At 42.2% G+C, this 21,031-nt stretch carries 17 protein-coding genes; 1 reads left to right on the top strand and 16 read right to left on the bottom strand.

The features are described 5' to 3' along the window. Nucleotides 1-18: 18 nt before the first annotated feature. Nucleotides 19-597: a LutC/YkgG family protein gene (locus tag F1644_RS04595; RefSeq protein WP_087422147.1), complete on the top strand. Its 579-nt coding sequence runs from the start codon at nt 19-21 to the stop codon at nt 595-597. 30 nt (nt 598-627) lie between these two features. Here F1644_RS04595 and F1644_RS04590 read toward each other — a convergent pair whose 3' ends face one another. From F1644_RS04590 to F1644_RS04515, 16 genes are all read right to left on the bottom strand, one after another. After that, the gene (locus F1644_RS04590; RefSeq protein WP_118301952.1) at nt 628-870 is read right to left on the bottom strand and encodes a hypothetical protein; all 243 of its coding nucleotides are present in this window, start codon (nt 868-870) and stop codon (nt 628-630) included. 106 nt (nt 871-976) lie between these two features. Continuing rightward, nucleotides 977-2,248, bottom strand: coding sequence for a sugar MFS transporter (locus F1644_RS04585; RefSeq protein ID WP_229128289.1), 1,272 nt, complete (start codon nt 2,246-2,248; stop codon nt 977-979). 235 nt (nt 2,249-2,483) lie between these two features. Then, complete coding sequence (locus F1644_RS04580) at nt 2,484-3,731, bottom strand: thioredoxin family protein (RefSeq protein ID WP_118301953.1); 1,248 nt, start codon at nt 3,729-3,731, stop codon at nt 2,484-2,486. A gap of 13 nt (nt 3,732-3,744) precedes the next feature. After that, on the bottom strand, nt 3,745-4,917 hold the full coding sequence (locus F1644_RS04575) for a TlpA disulfide reductase family protein (protein ID WP_118301954.1): 1,173 nt from the start codon (nt 4,915-4,917) through the stop codon (nt 3,745-3,747). An 80-nt stretch (nt 4,918-4,997) separates the two neighbouring features. Beyond that, complete coding sequence (locus F1644_RS04570; RefSeq protein WP_087422153.1) at nt 4,998-5,723, bottom strand: fibrobacter succinogenes major paralogous domain-containing protein; 726 nt, start codon at nt 5,721-5,723, stop codon at nt 4,998-5,000. Nucleotides 5,724-5,729: 6 nt separating this feature from the next. Then, nucleotides 5,730-6,656 (bottom strand): hypothetical protein, encoded by a 927-nt coding sequence (locus F1644_RS04565; RefSeq protein ID WP_087422154.1) that lies wholly within the window; start codon nt 6,654-6,656, stop codon nt 5,730-5,732. A gap of 31 nt (nt 6,657-6,687) precedes the next feature. Then, nucleotides 6,688-8,304, bottom strand: a complete 1,617-nt coding sequence (locus F1644_RS04560) for a RagB/SusD family nutrient uptake outer membrane protein (protein ID WP_118301955.1) — start codon at nt 8,302-8,304, stop codon at nt 6,688-6,690. A gap of 12 nt (nt 8,305-8,316) precedes the next feature. Beyond that, nucleotides 8,317-11,997: a SusC/RagA family TonB-linked outer membrane protein gene (locus F1644_RS04555; protein ID WP_229782464.1), complete on the bottom strand. Its 3,681-nt coding sequence runs from the start codon at nt 11,995-11,997 to the stop codon at nt 8,317-8,319. Between the two features lie 96 nt (nt 11,998-12,093). Beyond that, complete coding sequence (locus tag F1644_RS04550; protein ID WP_118301956.1) at nt 12,094-13,164, bottom strand: FecR family protein; 1,071 nt, start codon at nt 13,162-13,164, stop codon at nt 12,094-12,096. A gap of 70 nt (nt 13,165-13,234) precedes the next feature. Continuing rightward, nucleotides 13,235-13,822, bottom strand: coding sequence for an RNA polymerase sigma-70 factor (locus tag F1644_RS04545; RefSeq protein ID WP_118301957.1), 588 nt, complete (start codon nt 13,820-13,822; stop codon nt 13,235-13,237). Between the two features lie 246 nt (nt 13,823-14,068). After that, nucleotides 14,069-15,232, bottom strand: a complete 1,164-nt coding sequence (locus F1644_RS04540; protein WP_118301958.1) for a TlpA disulfide reductase family protein — start codon at nt 15,230-15,232, stop codon at nt 14,069-14,071. Between the two features lie 40 nt (nt 15,233-15,272). Beyond that, nucleotides 15,273-16,508 carry a thioredoxin domain-containing protein gene (locus F1644_RS04535; RefSeq protein WP_118301959.1) on the bottom strand — a complete coding sequence of 412 codons (1,236 nt, stop codon included), beginning with the start codon at nt 16,506-16,508 and terminating at the stop codon, nt 15,273-15,275. A 45-nt stretch (nt 16,509-16,553) separates the two neighbouring features. After that, nucleotides 16,554-17,759, bottom strand: coding sequence for a TlpA disulfide reductase family protein (locus tag F1644_RS04530; RefSeq protein WP_118301960.1), 1,206 nt, complete (start codon nt 17,757-17,759; stop codon nt 16,554-16,556). Between the two features lie 68 nt (nt 17,760-17,827). After that, nucleotides 17,828-18,562, bottom strand: coding sequence for a fibrobacter succinogenes major paralogous domain-containing protein (locus F1644_RS04525; protein ID WP_118301961.1), 735 nt, complete (start codon nt 18,560-18,562; stop codon nt 17,828-17,830). Nucleotides 18,563-18,574: 12 nt separating this feature from the next. Next, entirely contained in the window at nt 18,575-19,447 is an 873-nt protein-coding gene (locus F1644_RS04520) for a hypothetical protein (protein ID WP_140402617.1), read from the bottom strand. An 11-nt stretch (nt 19,448-19,458) separates the two neighbouring features. After that, nucleotides 19,459-21,021 (bottom strand): RagB/SusD family nutrient uptake outer membrane protein, encoded by a 1,563-nt coding sequence (locus F1644_RS04515; protein WP_118301962.1) that lies wholly within the window; start codon nt 21,019-21,021, stop codon nt 19,459-19,461. Between the last annotated feature and the right edge of the window lie 10 nt (nt 21,022-21,031).

Raw genomic sequence — 21,031 nt, 5'->3', positions numbered from 1 at the left:
AAAATTAAAAATTAGAACATGGGTAGTAAAGAAGATATTTTAGCAAGGCTGAAAAAGCATGCGGTGGATCAAGTGGAACGACCGGAGATGACGTTCGAGCCGTTGACGTTTTCTGATCCGCTGGTACAGTTCGAGAAGATCATGAAGGCTGTGGGAGGAAATTGCGTGGTGTTGGAGAAAGGGCAGGACGTGAACGAGGTAATCCGGAACGTGTTCCCCGATGCCAGGTCGATCGCATCGAATTTACCGGAAGTTACATGTGCTACGGTGAATCCCGATATGTTGGATGATCCGCGGGAATTGAACGGTACGGATGTCGGGGTGATCCGGGGTGATTTCGGAATTCTGGAAAATGGGATGGTATGGATTAACCAGCGTACCCGTTACAAGGCTCTCTTTTTTATTTCCGAGGCCTTGGTGATCCTACTTGACCGGAATCGTCTGGTGAATAATATGCATGAGGCATACAAGCAACCCGCTTTTGATGATTTTGGGTACGGTTGTTTCATTTCCGGTCCCTCGAAGACGGCCGATATTGAACAGGCGCTAGTCATCGGGGCGCACGGGGCAAGAGCGGTGACGGTGATATTGGAATAAAATAATAAAGGCCATTTTTTATGGTCTTTATTATTCTTCGTTTTTTTTCTTTAATTCTTTTGAGAAGAAGAAATAGGCAACGATACACACGATTAATGGGAAAACGTAAACCAATCCCGGAGAAAAGATAGCGAAATACCACGGCATTCCCCATTCTTCATGGGCTGATATTTCTAAGGCTTTATAGCCCACGTGTACAATTCCGATCGAGAGGAATGCAACGGCGGCAATCCCGAATAATTTTTGATTTTTAGCAGCTTTTGTTTTGTCCATAGCTTGATTCGCCTACGGCGAGTTACAGGTTAATAAGTTGCAAGTTACAAAATACAAGTTTGCAGGTTAGTGATAAACTTGTAACCTGCAAACCTGAAATTTGTAACTATTTTTTATAAAGGTGTTTGATTCCAACCCGGTGTCCGGCTACCGCAAAGTACAAAATGAATAGGTAGCAAGGCAACATCATCCAGTAGGCTCCTTGGTGTCCCATAGAAGCGGTTAGCGAACCGTATAACATTGGAAGTAAGGCTCCTCCGGCGATAGCCATGATAAGCAGGGCCGATCCGGTCTTCGTGTGACGTCCCAACCCGAAGATGGCAAGCGGGAAGATGGCGGGCCACATGAGTGAGTTTGCCAGACTTAACAGCGTCAGGCACCAGATGGAGATCTCTCCCGGCAACATGACGGTACAGATTCCGAGGATAACTCCTAGGGCAGCACAGCAAGCAAGGGCTTTTTCCTGACTGATGTATTTCGGAATGGCGATGATTCCGATGATGTAACCGACAATCATGGCGATCATACCGTAAGTCGGGAATATCCGGGCGGTATCCATGTCCATTTTCATGGATTGGGCATAACCAATGATCGTGTCAATAGCAATCACTTCAACTCCCACGTACAGGAACAGGGTCACAATTCCGATCCAGAGGTGGGGAAAACTGAATATGCTTGATTTCCCGCTGTGTTGCAGGCTACCTTCTTCTTCTTCCGGATCCTCGATTTGGGGAAGCGGGGAGAAACGAACGAATAGTGCTAGTACAACGAGCGATACCATGATCACGACGTAGGGTACGATGGATTTGGAGGCCAAGATGTTGAGTTCCGCGGCTTTTTGAATGGCATCCATTGTTTGTAATTTTGCCTCAAGTAAGTCGATGTCTTTCAGCATGATTGATCCGAGGATCAGCGGGCTGATAGCTCCGGCCACCTTGTTACAGATACCCATGATGCTCACGCGCTGGGCGGCACTCTCGGCGGGGCCAAGCTCGATTACGTAAGGGTTAGAAGCTGTCTGAAGTACGGATAGTCCCGTACCCATGATGAATAACCCAAGCAGGAATAACCCGTAGGTGCGAGTCATGGCGGCCGGGATGAACAGTAATGCACCGACGGCCATTACGAGAAGGCCAAGCATCATACCGTTCTTGTATCCTGTTTTCCGCAGTACCCAGGATGAGGGCAGTGCCATGACAAAGTAGGCAATGTAGAACGCGAAGGTCACAAGGTACCCTTGCCATTCATGTTGCAGCTCGCAGGCGATTTTAAGATAAGGGATCAAGGTGGCGTTCAACCACGTGACGAACCCGAAGATAAAGAAGAGGATACCGATAATGATAATCCCCATACTGTAAGAATTTTTCTTTTGTTCCATCATCTTTTCGTTAAAATATACATAAACACGTAAACACTTTCAAGAATCTACAAAGTTATTAATTTTTGATAATGATGAATGAAATTGGGAAAAATTATTCGTGCGGCCGCAGGGAAGGTGTATATAGAAACCGGAGTACAGTGATAAGTTCCTGTACCCCGGTCATTCAAACTAGAAATAGTAATCAATAATCAACTTATTATTAGAAATGTTTTATCTGGCTTTACGTTTCGTGTTAAGGTTTTTTGAGAGAGAGTTTCCGGTATTTGTCGAATGTACTCTGGATGTACTTCTTTTCCTGACTGTCGGGTAAATTCGGGATGACTTTTTCCCCGATGGCGGCTAGACGGGAATAGTTGTCCTTACTCATGGTGTCTTGCAGGGACATCAAGATAATCGGGTATTCCTGTAAATCACTCGCTGTGAGAGAGGCTTGCCTGTTTTCCATGGAGGCGATAACTAAGTCGGTTAATTTACGGCCTGTTTCCTGAAATTGGGGTTGAGCATCAGCGTCTTTTGTTTGCCAGCGTATTGCCCTGTAAGCGAAAATGTACATTTTTAGTTCTTGTGTGCCGGCTGTTGGTATCTTTGATTCGATAACGGAGGCCAGTGTTTTAACATTGCGGTCCGATACCATCTCGGCGAGAGGTAACATCGTGTTTAATGATTGCTGTTGTTTGATGTTTAGTCCCGGGATTTGTTGTTTTAACAGGCTTACCGGAACAGCATCTTTTTTTTGATAACCAAGGATATAATCCTCCAGTATTTTGCTGTATTTACGGAATAGGTAATTGTCAACTTTTTCCGTTCCCACGTTTTCCCGGATGGAGGGTAGATTTGCCAACAGGAAGTCGAATACCGGGGAACCGATTTGGCAACTTTCATCTTCATAGATCGGCCAGAATTCTTTTTTTACCTTGTCTTTGTCTGTCAGGCGGGAGAGTAGTTTGTTATATACTTTTCCGGCTTTTTCATCCTCTCCGGCTTCGGACAAGATTTCCTTGTAGGTCATTAATTCCTGTTTGTTCATCTTGCCTCTTTCATACCGTTCGCTCAGGTAGGGGAGGGATGTTTTTTCATTTAGTCCTCTCTCTATCCGTTGAATGAAAGTTTCCAGCTCATCACCACCAACTACCCTGTGCTGTATGGTTCCGTCAGGCCGGAAGATGATGAAAGTCGGGTAAGCGTGTACCTCGAATTTGTTGGCCAACTCTTTGCCTTCTCCTTTTTCCATGTCATATTTCACGCAGACAAAACGGGGATTGAAGTAGTCGCCGGCCGTTTTTTGTGGGAACACGTTGTTGGTCATGTTTTTGCATGGTCCGCACCAAGAGGTGTAGCAATCCATGAATACCATCTTTTTCTCGGCTTTGGCTTGTGCTAATGCCTCGTTAAATGTTAGGTCCCGAAAATTGACACCATCTTGTGCGAACGCTACATATTGCACTAAAATGCAGGTAATAAATAGGTATATTGTTTTCATTCTGATACTTGTTTTAGATGTTACATTTTGTTTCCAGTGTTGTTTCCAGTTCCCCGCTGTTGTGTCCAGAGAATATGATTTTGCCTTCCGGGTCAATGACCAAGAAAGTAGGAATACTTGTTAAATTATAGGCATCACGGGTATTTTTACTTAGTTCCGGGGTAGCGAGGTATTGATTCCAGGGTAATTTCTCTTCCCCAAGGGCCTTTTGCCAGTCCTTTTCATTTTTATCTACCGACAGGCTGATAAAGGTCACTTTTTCCCCGTATGTTTTGTACATTTCCCGCAAGTGGGGAAAGCTGGCACGACATGGCCCACACCAAGATGCCCAGAAATCGATTACCGTGTAGCGATCTTTTTTTAGTTGGGAAAGAAGCGATTCCTTTTTCCCGTCCGGAGTAATTATTTCTCCTTCTTGTAACGCTTTACCTTGCACGAATACTTTGGCTTTTTGCAGGTCTTGACGGAATTGTTTCAGCGCGGCACAGGTGTCCTGATAAGAGACGAATAGCTCTGCCAATTCATCCAAATAGGTTTGGTCGTAAGTAAACGGTTCTTTTTTCAGTTGTCCCGCGAGGTGAAGGTTTACGGCTAGATTCCGGTTGTTTTTAATGAATTCCTTGGTTAAGTTTTCCAATTTTATTTGTTGTTCCTGTAACGTCTTAAAATCTTCTATACGTGAGTTCTCCATGTAAGCCCGGTCAAGTGTCCGGATATTGTGGCGTAGGGGAATAGTTTGTTGCTGATACCGGGAAAAAATGTCTTGTGTGGTGGAACCTTTCAGCATGTAGTTCTTTTCTTTACGGATGTCATAGCGCCAGAAAGATTCCGGTAAGCTGTCGATGTGAGGAGTTTGAAATGTTAGTTCCCCGTTTTCCACGAAAAAGTCGATTTCCGCATATTTCGTCAGATTCTCGTTTCGTAACCCTTTCCGGTCGATGATATCCTGATTGTTCATGCTCAAACGACAATATACGGGTTCATGGGCCTTCCCTTGGAGTTCAAATTTCCCGTTAATAACATATCCCGTGGCAATTCTGTTATTATATCTCCCGTTAGGGGCTAAAATAATTTCCGTGCTATCCATGGCTCCCGGAATCGTTCCGCGAATCACGAAATGATCCATCGGCTTATTGTTACAGGCTACGATGGTCGCGAGTAATATAAATAGTGATAAATATCTCATAACTTGTGATTTAAAATGTAATACGACGTTTTTTTTGAAAATGGAGAAATCCCTTTTTTGTCATTCTCCATTTTCTATTTTCAATTATTTTGTGCGTCCCGTACGCAGCGAATTCGCATGAGTTTATCCAAAGGTGTCGTTCCCCGGTAAACGGTAGAATAAGAATAAAATAATTTGCGGAAATAAACGGTTGTTTCTTCCAGGCCGTTGTTTTTCTTTTCGGTTGCCGTCCAGTAATATCCGGATTCTTCCACGCTATTTAGATATAAAGACGGGGAATAGGGACCTGTTAAGCAGGCACACCCGCAGATTTGTAATGCCATACCCAAACCTTCTGTTCCTTGACGGAGTAAGGTTGCTTGGTGATTTCCTCGCCATCCTTCCTCGCCGACTTCTTTTGTTGACATACCTAATGCGATTTCAAGATTCTGCCAATCTTCGTCGGTAGGCAGTCGCCATCCTTCCGGACAGACTTCTAATGCTTCTTCCCAAGTATACAGGTTACCGTATTTTTTATAATCGGATTCGAAATCAAAATCGGCATACCATGAAACAACACTCCGGGGATTTCCATAATTATCCATCAGGGGACCTCCATATTCATTTTCATAATACGGGCTACCGTATTTTAAATTTGAGGTCATCCAATCTAAATTTCCCAGACGAATCCATCCGTAAGTAGTGTTATCTCGACTATCGGTCCATTCACCGGAATCTTTGGGCGAGATTTTGGGTAAGTTATCATCATCATTACAAGAAATGACTATACCCCACAGCATACATATATAAATCAAGTATTTTTTCATAACATCTTAGAATTGAATGTTGGTTGCGTCAACCAATGGTTTGATTATTTCATACTTTTTCATCACTGCCTCGTAACTGCCATAGCGACTGCGGAATTCTTCATCTGTTATGGTCAAACAGGCTTTGATGTAGGAAATTGCGTCTTCTTCTGTTGTCGGAGTCTTGGTTTCATTGGTATTCTCCAAGAATCCGACTTCGTAGAATAATTCAATATCCTCATCCCCTAAACCATACGGGAAATCATAATACGCTTTGTCATCATTGTAATATACCCAGTAGGGACGTTTTCTTGTTACATTGAAGAATTCTTCAGCTAGACCACCGTAATAATAGTAACTCGGGTCGCCTCCCCAACTGGCAAGAATGATGTTGTAACAGATGGATTGAGCGTATGTTGTTTTATCAATACCTTCTTTCCATAGAGAGCTGACATTTAAGGCCAGACAACGCATGTTCGAATAGCTTGACGGGGAAGATTGATATTGATAGACGCCTGATTTTTCGTCATATTGATCAATTTTGTTCACGGCAAGAATAGAATAGGGTAAAATATTTTGCACGTAAGGAATCAGATAAGTTTGTAAAAAGTCTGCTGTTTGTTGTTTTTGGTTTTGTGTCTCTAAATAATCGAAAATAAATCGTGAACCCTGCACGCTTGTCATCGACCATTCCAGACCGATTAATTCTGTTTCGTAATAGGGGTTACCGTAGGCGTCCAGTCCCTTGTATTCATGTCTTAGTGTATCGTTGAACAGGAGATAGCATCCGGTGTTTTCATAAAAACTCCGTCGCAAAACAGATTCTTCGTCCGTGGCTTTGGGGTCCGGGGCAAAAGGATCACGGGTTCCACTAAGTGTTAAGTTATCTTCTTTCTGACAAGCTGTTATGCTTAGTAGGATGGCAAATAGCCATAAATATATTTTGTTCTTCATATTCGTCTGTTTTATACATACTTTTTTATATCTATTCTTGAACGGGTGGAGTTACATCATCCGGTTCTTCGGGTGTGTAATCTGTGCTTGTTCGAGTGGGACGATGATTTGTTCCCAAGTTATTTTGGAAGTCCAGAACTTCTTTGGGTAAGGCTAACGTGTAAGCCGGATCATTGGTTTCAAGCATGTAACGTTTCGTGTACAGCGGACCGTTGTAATCAAAGCTCGTGTAATAGTGGGTAATCGTTTTCGAGTAAGGATATTTTTCACATACCAGATAGCGACGCAGATCGTACCAGCGATGTCCTTCCAGGCAAAGCTCACATTGGCGCTCTTCCCGGATCAGGGTTACCAATGATTCCCCGCTTTCTGTGGGCATTGTACTGTTTATTAGTCGTTTATCCCGTAATGCTTTCAACAGGGTTCTGGCTGTTCCCTCTTCTCCCATGTAGGCCGCGGCCTCGGCGGCATTTAAATACGCTTCTGCAGTTCTGAACAAGAACTGATCGGAAACTTCTTTGTAGCCTAAATTTTCCCATCCGGCAACTTTTTTGAATACCCAGGCGTTCATGTAACCTGTGAAATCCCATCCGCCACCGATGATGTCTTTCATGATATAGTATTGCATCCTCAAATCATTTTCCCCTTCCCTGAAAGCGGAGGCAAGATCGTCAGAGATCGTGTATACCGGGCAAGCCACCCATTTGCCGTAACTGAATCTGCGTTGTTGGTAGATGGAAGAGGCTAACAGGTGTCCACCCATGGAAAATATGGTTTCCGGGGAAGATTTGGTTAACACGTCTCCGCTCTCGGAAGATAAGGTGTTTAAATCTAGTAGATTATCATTTTTTGCCAGTACTTTTTGAGCATATTCATAAGCTTTTTTCCAATTTTGCATGTACAGGTATGTCCGACTTTTCAACAAATATACGGCGGTAATGTCGGCTCGGTAGGGACGATTTTTAATTGTAGTATTGATCAAACACGTGTCGGCTTCATCCAGATCTTTTAAAATTTGATTGTATGTTTCGCCCACGGTGTTTGTCGTGTATTCTTTGTCTTCCACGACGGGGCTTAGTTTTATGGGAATACTTGGTGCTGATAGATTTTCCGGGGAATAAGGTTTCCCGTACATATTTACCAGCGTGAAGTAGTATAAGGCTCTTAAAAAATGGGCCTCTCCCTTGATTCTGCTTTTTTCCAGTTTCTGTTCTTCGTTTGCAGCGTGTTGTTCGTCAATGGCGTCTATGACCATGTTGCAGATGTTTATACAGTGATAAGCTTTGTTCCAGTCTTCATCTTCTGCGTTACGAGAACTGCCTTCTGCATTTAAACCGACGTCCTGTTGCCACGTGTGCCAGCCGAACATTTCGTCTTGAACACCGTTAATATCTCCCCGGTCATCCCAGCTGAATACGGTTAACTCGTCAGACATATAATGAGCAGTTTGGAAATATTTATTTTCAACTTGTAGCATACTGTTGGCACTCCAGATTCTTCCCACCGGCAGGTAAGCCTCTCCTAACAGGACTTCATCCAAATCAGTGTAACTTTCCACCTTGGAAAGATCCTGAGAATATTCCTCCAAGAAACTGGAACAGGAGCCAAGTAATAAAGTTATACAAAATATACCTAATATCTTTTTCATATCTCAATAGCTTTAAAATGAAACGGTTAATCCAAATGAATAATTGGGTCGGTCACTTAATTGTATGGTGGCAAAACCGCTTTGGGTTGGTGTTTGGCCTTTTAACTTGGAAGAGCAAATCGTGAATAGGTTGGCTCCCGATAAAGTTAAGGCAAGACGAGATAGATTTAATTTCTTCAAGATAGGGTCTGCAAATTCATACGTGACGCTTAGATTGGAACATTTCAAGTAATTCCCGCTTACAACCCGGTGATCCCCGTAATCATACATATTCCACACGGAATTGGCAATGGTTTGTATATCTGAATAATCAGATTTGTCGCTCCAATGACGATTGTATTTCCAGTACGCATCACTTCCTTGGCTAATAATTGCCGGTATGTCTGTATGAAGTTCATCCCCGGACTTTTTCCAGCGTTTTAGGTAATCTTTGCTGACGTTATTTTCTGCCCGGATTTCGTTGGCACTCATTGTCGCATCGGCCTTGGGGGAATACATGGCGAATAAACGGATTTTATTACCCATGCTGTAAGCAAAAGAACCGCTCAGACGAATATTTTTCCAGCGAACACTTGTGTTCAAACTACCGGAAATTGTCGGTTCTCGATTGCCGGATGCTTTCAGGACACGAGTATAAGTGTCGTATTTACTTAACCCGCGAAGTTCTTCTTTGTTGTCTTCTCCGTCATCGAAAATGGGGCCTCCGTCAACAGGGCTTAATCCCATGAATTTGTAAGAGTAGAATGTTCCGATGGCTTTTCCCTTTACCAGTGCGGTTCCTTCCAGAAAATTGTTAAGTTCGTATTGGTTGGCATCCGGATCACTTTCCATTTTATTGAACGTCTTGGAGAATGAAGTGGATAATGTCCAGCGAAAATCCTTCGTGTTGATCGGTGATACGGTTAAAGCCACGCTATAACCGCTGTTGTCCACGTCACCCCCGTTTACGACGTAGGAGTTTCCATCCACCCCGTTCATGGATGCAATCTTTTTGGTCATGAAGGCATCTTCCGTGTGTTTCCAGTAATAGGAACCCTCGATTTGTAATTTATTTTTAAATAAAGAGAATTCCAATCCTAAGTTATATGATCGGGTGGTTTCCCATTTTAAGTCTGGGTTCGGGTAACGTTCCACGGTGGCAACATTCTCGTTATAATATGCGTTTGTCGGTTTTTTGGAAATAATCATTAGCGGAGTCTGGTCACTCAACATATTTCCTTGATACCCGAAAGAGGCTTTTACCCGTAGAAAGTCGATCCATGAAAATTGTTGAATCCATTCATGTTCTGATAAATTCCACATGGCAGAGGCAGACCAGATGGGCAATAATTTGTCATTACTTTGATCCCCGAAACCGTTAGAACCGTCAACACGTGCATTTGCATTTACCGTGAAGAAGTTGAAATAACTATAAGATACGGATGCATAGAACGAAATCGTGTTACTTATCTCGTTTGTGATTGTCGGGACATTACCGGCTAACCAAGTTCCGTAATCCGGGTAGTCGCTCAGACTGATATTGTCCACGAAACTCATTCCCCGGTCTTTGAAATACCCGCGGGTGACATTGCTATATCCTTTGTAATGTGAAGAACTCATTTCGAAACCGACAGAGCCATTAATATTGTGTTTGTCATTAGCACCAAAATATTTGTTGGCATTTAATTGCAGGCGGATCGTGTAAGAGTTATTATTTGATTCTTTCCGGCTGAGTTCGCCCCCGTATGGTAGTTCGCTACTACCTCCTTCACTAACATATTCCTCGTAATAATCATCCCAGACTTCGGTGTAAGGCTTGGGTAAAATCCCGTATTCTGTTCCTCTCAATAATGCCGCATGAAAGGTTTTCTCTCCCCACCAGCCCTCGATTGTCGTGTGGGAGGTTGAGTAAGAGGCGATGGCATTGGCATTTAGCCAGCTGTTGAATTTGAATTGTAAATTCGCGTTCACCGTCAGCCCGGCTCCTTCTTGTCCGTAAGAACTGTTATCCAGTTCGTTCAGTATGTTGTAATTGTAATATTCCCAGTTACTATATTTTCTCTCGTAATAGGCGTATTCTCCGTTATCCTCGAAGGCGGGGATTGCCCGACTTGTTTTGTAGGCGTATTGCATGGGGGCGATTTCTTCCTGATAATAATCACGAGAGGATACGTTTCCATTCATGCTTAACGAGGCTGTTAACCACGGGGTTAGATTTGCATCAAGGTTTAAGGCTGCCGTGTAGCGTTCGTTGTGGTCTTTCCAGATCACGTCATTATCCCGGTTGTAGCCGATAGAGGCATAATACCGGGCCTCTTCCGAACCTCCGGAAATACTGATTGTGTGTTGGTGGGATAAACTGTTGCGCATCAGCAAGTCAAACCAATCCGTGTTGACGGTTTCCAAACGGGCCACTTCCTTGTCAAATTCCGGTATCGTCAGTTCATGGTTGTATAATTTATTTATAAGTCCCTCGTAGCCTACCATGGACATATCACTGGGAAATTGGTAGTGATTGGCAACTAATTCTCTGGAAAACTGGATACGTTCTTTTGAGTTCATGACATTGATTTGGCGATCGGAATAGCTTGGGCGTTGTCGTAGGGTCATAGTCGTGGAGTAAGTAACAATCGGGCGACCGATACGTCCTTTTTTAGTTGTGATTACGATAACTCCGTTTGCCGCTTTCGTACCGTAGAGAGCCGTTGCCGCGGCGTCTTTTAATACGTCTATACGCTCAATATCTTGTGGGTTAATCCCCGCGATGGCATTCCCGATACGGTTGATGTAGTCCGGGTCATTTAATTCTTCGGGGGAGATCGGAACAGGATCTTGTACGACAATCCCGTCCACCACCCATAGCGGTTCACGGTTTCCGATCAAGGTAGATGTTCCGCGGATTCGTAGCTTTGGAACAACACCGACTTCACCGGAATTACTCATGACCATCATGTCTGGTACTCGTCCTTGCAGCATCTGGTCTATGGATGAAGTTCCGGGGATCATTAGTTCATCCATGTTGAATGAGTTGACCGCACTTGTATTTTTCCGGCGGTCAACTACTTGATAACCGGTGACAACCACCTCGTCCATTTCTTGGGAATCTTCTTCCATGACGATAATTAAATCTTTTTCTCCTTTGTAGGAAATGGTTCGAGTCTTCATTCCAACGAAAGAGACAATCAGTTCAATGTCGGCATCTTTAGACGGAGCGATAATAAAACGTCCGTCTTTATCCGTGGCGACTCCTATTGTTGTCCCTTTGATGAGAACGGTAACCCCGGGGAGTGGCATCTTATTTTTATCTGTAACAGTGCCTCGGATTTGAAGAGGATTACTCGTGTCGGTTTGTTTCGCCGGACGGATGATGATCGTGTTATTGTCAAATCGATACGTGAATTCTTTCTGTAACATCTGGTTCAGAACATCGGTAAGTTTCATTTTTAATTGAGGCATCTGTACCATTTTTCGGATGTTCAGTTCATTTTCACTGTAAAAAATATCATATTTCAGTTGTTGCGTGATGAGGTCAAATACTTGTTCCATCATCATTTGTCGTGTTGTAAATGTAACACTGTCTCCTTGGGTCAATGGGTCTGCTTTACAGGTCTGGTAACCTGTAAACAAACTTAGTGCAATGAATGTGACAAGCATGACCCCTTTTTTTAACTTTTCTTGTAGATAAAAAAATGTGATCTGACTCTTTTTTTCCATAATTTTGTAATTAAATTAATATTAGCCTTTTATTTTGCCGACTGCAAAATGGAAAATAAAAGGTGGTATTGATAAGGGAATGGGTTATTTCGGAACTCATTCCTTTTGTTTTTCTATTTTCTTTACGGTGATCGTTCTGCCATCAATGTCAAATGTAATATTTGTTGTTTCTTCCAGATATTTTAATGTTTTTTCCAACGGGTAATGTTTATTAATAACTCCCCGGAAATGCATATTCCTGATTTCTTCTTGTTGGTAATGCATCTGGAAATCGTACCATCGTTCCAATTTTCTCACGATGTCTTCAAAACGGTAACCTTTAAAGTAGAATTTCCCGTCAAGCCATGAGGTGTAGAGTTCGGTTTCAACTGTTTTTATCTCGATCTCTCCCGTGTTGTTGTTTAGTGAATATTGTTCGGATGGTTGTAATATTTTTTCTTCATGATCAGCTATTTGTACGGCCACTTTCCCCTGTACTAAGGTTACTTGCCAGCTTGGATCTTCCGGGTAGGCTGAAACATTGAAACGGGTACCCAATACGGTAACTTTCTTGTCACCCGTGTGAACAATGAAAGGTGAATGTTCATTTTTTTTGATGTCGAAAAATGCCTCCCCTTCAAGATAAACTTCCCGACAGGCGGCGGTAAATTGAACCGGGAATTTTAACGTGGATTCCGAGTTTAGCCATACGGTTGATCCGTCGGCCAGCTTTAAAGAGAATTCTCCACCTTTCGGAATAATCAGTTGATTGTATTCGGTGGGGAGGTTTTCTTCCCCGAGAGAATCAATATTATAATATAGGGCATTACTTACAGAATCTTTCGAGATTTTTACTCCTAGATCTTTTATAGAGATATTTTGTTCCATATTTTCAAGGTAGAAATGTTCCCCCGTTGCCAGTATTAATTTTGCTTTAGGTGGAACGGACCGAATGTCTGTGTGATCGGTATCAGATGTATCGGATTGTTGAAAATACCATAAGTAAGAACCCAAGGATAATGCCAGCATGAAAACAGCTGCGTATTTAAAAATACGAAACTTTAATGATGGCTTGGAATACCCTTTACATCTTGATTGTACGTTTTTCCATGCGGAATTAACCTCGTCATTTTCATTCTGCAAGGAATAAAAAGCTCTTCTGATCAGAAAGTATATTTGTTTATTCATGTTTTTCCAGTTTCATTTCGTTTAAGGGGAACGAAACCGGAAAATGGGTGACCCTAAAATGAAATATTTTTCATCTTTTTTTCAAGTAGCTATTAATCAATAATAAAAGGTAAGCTCTGTCGTCTAATTTTTCTCTGAATTTACGGTAAGCTTTTGATAAATGAGTTTTTACCGTGTTAACGGATATATTCAGTTCCTCTGCGATGTCTTTATACTTTTTACCATCAATGCAATTCATGACAAAAACAATTCTACATTGTTCGGGAAGTTCTTGCAGGATCTTTTTCGCTTTTTCTAATTTCACGACCTCTTCTTCTGAATATTCCGATTCTTGTAGATAAGTGATGAATTCGGCAAGACGGGGAAAATGAGTGCGTTCCATCAATTGTTTTTTCAGGTAATGTAGCGCTCCGTGTCGCACGGTAGAATAGAGGTAAGTCTGGATTGTTGTTTTGATTTCTAATGTTTTACGATTATTCCATAAATATACGAAAGCATCTTGGACAATATCTTCACTGATTTGTTTATCTATCACGATTCCTTGGCAGTAACCACGCAACGGGGCATAGTAATTTTTAAAGAGTTGCTCGAAAGCTCTTGTATTTCCTTTAAAAATTTCACCATAATCCATTGTACTCGTGTCTTTTTTTGCCTCCATATCAGTTTATTCTCATTCAGTTCACGTCTTTTTATATTCTTCGGGCATAAATTTATATCGACTTGGAGGGTAAATTTATGAAACAAATTTTGTAATTTGAAATATATTCCGGTTAAATATTTTGTTTAGAAAGTATAGAAAAAAGAAACCGGAATACAGAAATAGTTCCTGTACTCCGGCCATCCAAACTAGAATGATCATCAACTTATGATCAGAATTGATTTTTATATTTTGGTTTTATGAACGTTAAATTTTCTCCAGCATAATTTCCAATTCCCCACTGTTACTCCCGGAATAGATGATTTTACCTCTCGGATCGATGACTAAAAATGTCGGAATACTATTTAGGTTGTAGTTCGTTCGGGTGTCTTTACTCAATTCCGGGGTGGCGAGATACTGATTCCAAGGGAGTTTTTCTTCTTCCAGCGCTTTCTGCCAATCTTTTTCACTTTTATCCACGGACAAGCTGATAAAAGTTACTTTTTCTCCGTATGTCTTGTGCATTTCCCGCAGGTGAGGGAAACTTGCCCGACAAGGTCCGCACCATGAAGCCCAGAAATCAATCACCGTGTGATGATCTTTTTTGAGCTGGGAGAGTAGGGTGGCTTTTTTCCCGTCAGGAGTTGTCATTTCTCCGTCTCGTAACGCTTTACCTTGTACGAAAGTACGGGCTGTTTGCAGGTATTGTCGAAACTGTTGTAATGCGAGGCATGTGTCTTGATAGGGAGCGAAAAATTCGGTTAGTTCATCCAGGTACGCCTGGTCATAAGTGAAAGGCTTTTTCTTCAATTGTTCTGCGAGATAGAGATTTACAGCCAAGTTTTGATGACTCCTTATAAATTCTTTCGTTTGGTTTTCGAGCTTGATTTGTTTGGCGTACGAGGTTTTGAAGTTTTCAACATTCCCGTTTTCCATGTAGGCTTTGTTGAGGGATTCGATTTCATGGCGCAGGGATATGGTTTGTTGTTGGTATTGATAGAATATATCCTGTGCAACAGAACCTTTCAACGTGTAATTCTTCTCTTTGCGAATATCATACAGCCAAAAAGATTGTGGCAGGCTATCGATATGGGGAGTTTGAAAGGTCAGGTTACCGTTCTCAACAAAAAAGCCGATCTCCACATATTTATTGGGGCTTTTGTCTTTTGATTCTTTGTTTGTATTTGCGTGCTGATCGCTCATGCTTAATCGGCAATACACGGGGGCATTTACTTTTCCTTGAAGTTCAAATCTTCCATTGATGACATATCCTGAGGCAATTTTCTTATGGTATTCCTTGTAAGATGCCAAGGTCACTTCGGTACTATCAATGGCTCCGGGAACCGTACCGCGTAACACGAAATGATCTGTCGGTTTTTCGATACAGGCAGCCATCGAACCGAGAAATAAAAGTGATAATAGATATTTCATGATGATCTATATTTAAATGATTAAGAAATAAATAAGTATGTTAGCGGGAACGTTCTTTGTAAGTTTTGAATGTAGTCTCCACGAACATTTTGTATTGACTCTCCGGTAATTGGGGAATCACTTTTTCTCCGATTGCGGCAAGCCGGGCGTAGTTGGATTTGCTAATGTGTTTTTCCAGAGTCAGAAATACAAACGAGTAATCGTACAGTTCCTCAACTGTTAAGGAGGACGCTTTATTTTCTATTACGGGAATGATTTTTTTGACCAGTCTTGTACCAAGTTTGGCGAGATGCGTTGTGTCCGGTTCTTTCATTTGCCACGTGATCGCCCGGTAGCCCATGACATACAGGATGATTTCTTTGACATCGTTTTTGGTTACATTTGTCTCGATTATTTTGGCGATCTTGTCTATTTTTTGTTGATCGACTAGTGTTGCCAGATTGGCCATTTCTGTCAATATCTCCTGTTGATTTATATTTAAAGTCGAGACTTGTCTTTTTAATTCGGAAACGGGAAGGGAATTTTCTTGCTGGAACCCGCGGATATAGTCGTTTAGAGCTTTTTGATATTTGGGGAATAAATAGTTGTCTACTTTTTCCACTCCGACATTTTCCCGGATAGAAGTTAGATTTGACAACAGGTAATTGAAGAGAGGGGTACCGATCTGGCAGCTCCGGTCTTCGTAAATACCCCAAAATTCCTTTTGCATCTTGTCCGAGTCAGATAGTTGTTCTAGTAATTCGTTATATATTTGAGCCGCTTTTTCTTTGTCATTGGCTTCCGATAAACATTCTTTATAGGCGAGTAGCTGCTGTTTACTCATTTCTCCTTTTGCGTAAAGCTGGTGCTGGTAGGGAAGAGTATTTTCTTCTTCCAGCCCCTTTTGTACCCTTTCAATAAATCCTTCCAGATCGCTACTTCCGGTCAGTTTATGTTGTACCGTGCCATCCGTGCGAACAATTAAAAAGGTGGGATAAGCGTGAACATCAAATTTTTTACTTAATTCTTTGCCTTCCCCTTTTTCCATGTCAAACTTGACACTTACGAATCTGGGGTTGAAAAAGTCCCCGGCTGCTTTTTGAGGGAAAACCTCATTCATCATTTTTTTACATGGGCCGCACCATTCCGTGTAGCAATCAATAAACAAGAGTTTATTTTCCTGCTTCGCTTGCTCAAGTGCTTGTTCGTAGGAGAGATCCCTAAAATTTACCCCATGCTGTGCGAGTAGCGGGAACGTGAATAAAATACAAATGGCAAAAGATATTATTTTTTTCATACATGATTTTTTTGATTTAATACAATACGGTGATTATACGAGTTATTATTCCCTAACTAATTGTTTGAATGTTAATCGTAGGGCATCGGCATCGTTACCGCTAAAGACAACTTTACCCTCCGGGTCCACCAGCATCAGACGCGGAATGCTGAGTAAATTGTATTTAAACGACAATTCCATCATGCTTTCTCTTTGTGCGGCCCTTAATTGCGCCCACTCCATTTTTTCTTCTTTCAAGGCTTTTTGCCAGTCTGCATTTTTTTCATCTACCGATACACTGATCACATCCAGCATTTCCCGGCTGTACTCGTTGTAGAGTTTTTTTATAGAGGGAATGGCAGCCTTGCAAGGTCCGCACCAGGATGCCCAAAAGTCCAGAATCGTGTAACGTCCCGGTTGGATATGCTCCGATAATTTCACGTTTTCTCCTGTCGGGGTTTCCAGCGAGAGATCGGTGTATATTACTCCTTTATATTGAAATTGTGCAAGTTCCATCCTTTTCAAAAAACGTGGCTTGCGTACGGAATCTTCCACGTGGGCCGTGATACGTGACAATTCCTCCAACTCTTCCTTGGTGCGGGAAAATTCCGTGTTTATCAATGTTTCTGCAATGTATAGAGATAGGGGAGATGTCGGGTATTGGCGAATAAAATCCATGCGGGCTGCGTCGACTTTTGCCTGACGGGAGAGCAATAACGGGTATTGTTCCTCGTAAAGTTTACTGTATTCTTCCGGAGAATATTGGTGTTTGTAGAACCTTGCTTCCAGTAATTTAGACGAGGGAATGTCTGTGTCTGCCTCCAAAGGTTGTAACACTTCACGATAGTGATTGAATTCGGTTTGTAGCGGTCCGCCTGTTACCTTAGCTTTCCCTCGAGTAGAGAGAGGATGCATGAAGATAATGTAGGATAGACTATCGTAATGCTCTGCTTGTAACTCCATTTTTGAATTATCGAGAAACAAGAGTGTACCGTTATTTTTGATTTCTTTTTTATCGGTGACAAGGTCTTTGTTACTGATGGTTATTTTGCAGAACACGGGAGAGGGGGTAACACCTTTTAATTCAAATTGACCGTTACGTACCGTGTCTATACTTAGGTTGATTTCGTTGAACGGGTCCTCGATCTGGTTCAATTTAACGATCATCCCGTCCTTCAAACCGGGAAAACTTCCCCGGATGACATACCCTCCCTGTTTGTCGCAGGCACCACATAATAACAGTGCCACGACAATGTAATATAATTGTCTCATTTTGTGAATGGTATTTGTGAAAATGGAGAAAGTTTTGGTTTATCATTCTCCATTTTCAATTTTCATGTTTAATTGTTTTGTGCGTCTCTCACGTAACGTACGCTCATGAATCTTTTATATACATTCTGAACGTAATCTTTTTCCTCGATGGTGGTACTCGTTCGTTCTATCTGTGAAGAATTGAAACGAATTCTCCGGTAGTACACGGCGGTTGATTGCGTGTAGCTTTCGTCAACCGTGCTGCTCCAGTAATACCCGTATTCACGAACTTGACGTAGGTATTGAAAAAGAGGAGTTCCCGGTTGTAAACTGACATATCCGGCAAGGAGTAAATGTATGCCACTTCCCGTTTCATCCTGTTGTATGAGTTCACCCTCGACAGAACCTCGCCATCCTGTATCGTCGAGTTCACCGGGAGACATTCCTAAGGCTTTTTCCAGTTTTTTCCAATCCTCATCCGTGGGTAATCGCCATCCTTCTGGTGCGTTGGCAATGGCATCCTCGTACGTGTATAGATTCCCGTACATATCGTAATCGGCAATGGCTTGATCTTTATCACTGATACTGATTAGGTCACTCCATCCCCATGAATCTTTTAATTCGTAATACGGGGTTCCGGCTTTGAAATTAGAGGTCATCCAGTCCAGACCGTCATAGCGGACCCAAGTGTATTCGTTTCCCTCGTCATCCGTGAGGGTTCCGGTGCTTTCCGGTTTCACCTGTGGCAAATGATTATCGTCATCATCACACCCGATGCAGAAAGTCATCAGGGCAAGACATATTGTATAGATTATTTTTTTCATATCCTTCTCGTGTTAAAATTTAAATCCCATATCCATGACAATATTTTTAATGATATTGTATTTTTGAATGATGACCGGGAAATTGGCATATTTTTCCTTGAATTCCTGTTCTTTGGTATTGAATAAAGCTTGCGTGAAGGCCGTCACGTCATTGCTTCTTGACGGGAAACTGGAATAGTAGGAGGATATGAAACCGTAGGCATACAAGTCATCCCCCGTGGGCCTGCTTATTCCTAGATCCGAGTAATATTCCCCGTAATATTCACTGCAGAATGAATAAAATTCAGTGAAAACACTTGATTCCAAATTTTTTATTTTATTGCTTGCAATATCCAGAAGAATACTTTGCCGGAAAGTGTAAATTTCATCCTCGCTCATCGTGGGGATTTTGTCGCAACTAATGGCCAAACAACGCATTCCGTTATAAAAATCGTAGTATTTGTACGTGTTTTGATCCCGGTTGTACGTGTAGATTTGCCCGGCAAGTAAGATGGAGTAGGGGCGTATCTGGCTCCCTAAATGGGAAAGTATCTGATTTTCCGCAAAATCAATACCCGTTTCCTTGATCGTTTGGCCTTGCAGGTAGTTGAACTTCAGTCCACTGGTAAGGCTTGTCATGGAGTATCCCAAGTCGATGATTTCCGTGAACCAGTAAGGTGTTCCGTCTGCATTTGTACCTCTTTGTTCGTGGCGTAAAGTATCGTTGAAGAGTAGATGCACCCCGTTAGTTTCGTAAAAATTTCTACGTAATACAGATTCGGGATCGGTGGCATCGGGTGAAATGGTAAAATAATCATCACGTGCCCCCGTTGGCGCCAATGTATCTTCTTTACCGCAAGAAATAATGAATATACAAAGGGTTATAATATAATATATTTTGTTCATGGCTTTCATGTTTAATGATTAATGGTTTCCACCGGAATACGATCCGGACGTTCGTTTTTACTTAAATTGTTTTGGAAATCCAGAACTTCTTTCGGGAATGATAATGTATATGCCTTATCGTTTGCCTCTAACTCGAAAACCCGGGTGCGTATGGCAACATAGTCATAAACAGATAAACTCAGTTCATAATCCGTAAAGACGTGTTGAAAGCTTTTTGACCAAGGATATTTTTCGCATACGGTGTAACGGCGTAAATCATACCAGCGGTGGCCTTCCAAACACAATTCTCTTTGACGTTCATGACGGATTAAATCAATCAAGGCGTTACCGCTTTCGGTGATTGCCGGGGGCGTGCTGAAACGTTTCGCCTGTAATAAACCGAGAATCCGGCGAGCGGTGGGTTCGTCATCGTCGAACGCGGCAGCCTCGGCCAAATTCAGATAAGCCTCGGATGTTCGGAACATGAAATTGTCCGACACGCTACAAGCTTCGTTATAATGACTTCTTCCCCAGTATATTTTTTTGTAATAATAACCGAATGTTCCTTCCGTGATGTAAAGGGATTTTCGCAAATCATTGTCATTATCAAATGCTTTAATCAAGTCCTCTGACACGTAAAACGGGTATTGTTCCTCGTTACTATCACTCCCGTAGATGTAGGAGGATAGTAAATGTCCCCCCATGGAGAATAGTACTTCGCTTGATTGCGAGGTGAATACATTGTCCTGTCCGGCGAACGATTTCAGATCGGTCAGGTTATCGTTTCTGTCAAGTACGTATTGTGCGTATGTCCGGGCATTTTTGTAATCTTGCATATAAAGATACACGCGACTCATTAATAAGTAGGTAGCTGTCAGGTCTGCCCGGTAGACGGACTTACGACTGGTTTGGGCAAGACATTCTTCCGCTTTTTTCAAATCCCGTATAATTTGTTCGTAAATCTCGGACACTCTGCTACACGTGTAATCCTTATCCTCAATATAGGAGGTGAGTTTTAATGGGATCCCCTGTGTTTGGGCTGCTTTTGACGGGGCATAAGGTTCTGCATACAGGTTTACCAGCGAGAAATAATACAGGGCTCGCAGGAAACGAGCCTCTCCTTCTATCCGGATCTTATTTAATTCTTCCTCGTTTCCTTTTGCACTGACATTTTCCAGTTCATCCAGAATCATGTTAGTTGCATTGATGTATTGGTAGGTCGATTTCCAGAATGAATTTTCCATTCCGATCATGGTTCCTTTAATATCAATGCCGACATTTCGTTGCCAAGTGTAATACCCGAATATACTACTGCTCATCGGGTCGAAAGCGGAACGATCTACTTGCGATCCGTTTTGCTGTAATTCGTCGGACATGAAATGAATGAAATAACTGTACGGGTCGCCGTTCATGGAACTTCCTCCGGAGCTGGTACTGCTGATCTTGCCGGCGGGGAGATAAGCGCTTCCCAGTAATAGTTCGTCAAGGTCGGTAATGTTTTCAACTCTTGCCAGATCCTGGGAGTATTCTTCCAAGAAACTCGAACAGGCACTCATGGAGAGTAATAGTAATCCGATAAATAATATATTTTTCATGGAATCCTGT

The organism is Butyricimonas paravirosa (assembly GCF_032878955.1).
GTDB lineage: Bacteria > Bacteroidota > Bacteroidia > Bacteroidales > Marinifilaceae > Butyricimonas > Butyricimonas paravirosa.
Note: the sequence above shows the minus strand (reverse complement) of the source record. Positions and strands in the feature narration are given on the sequence as shown.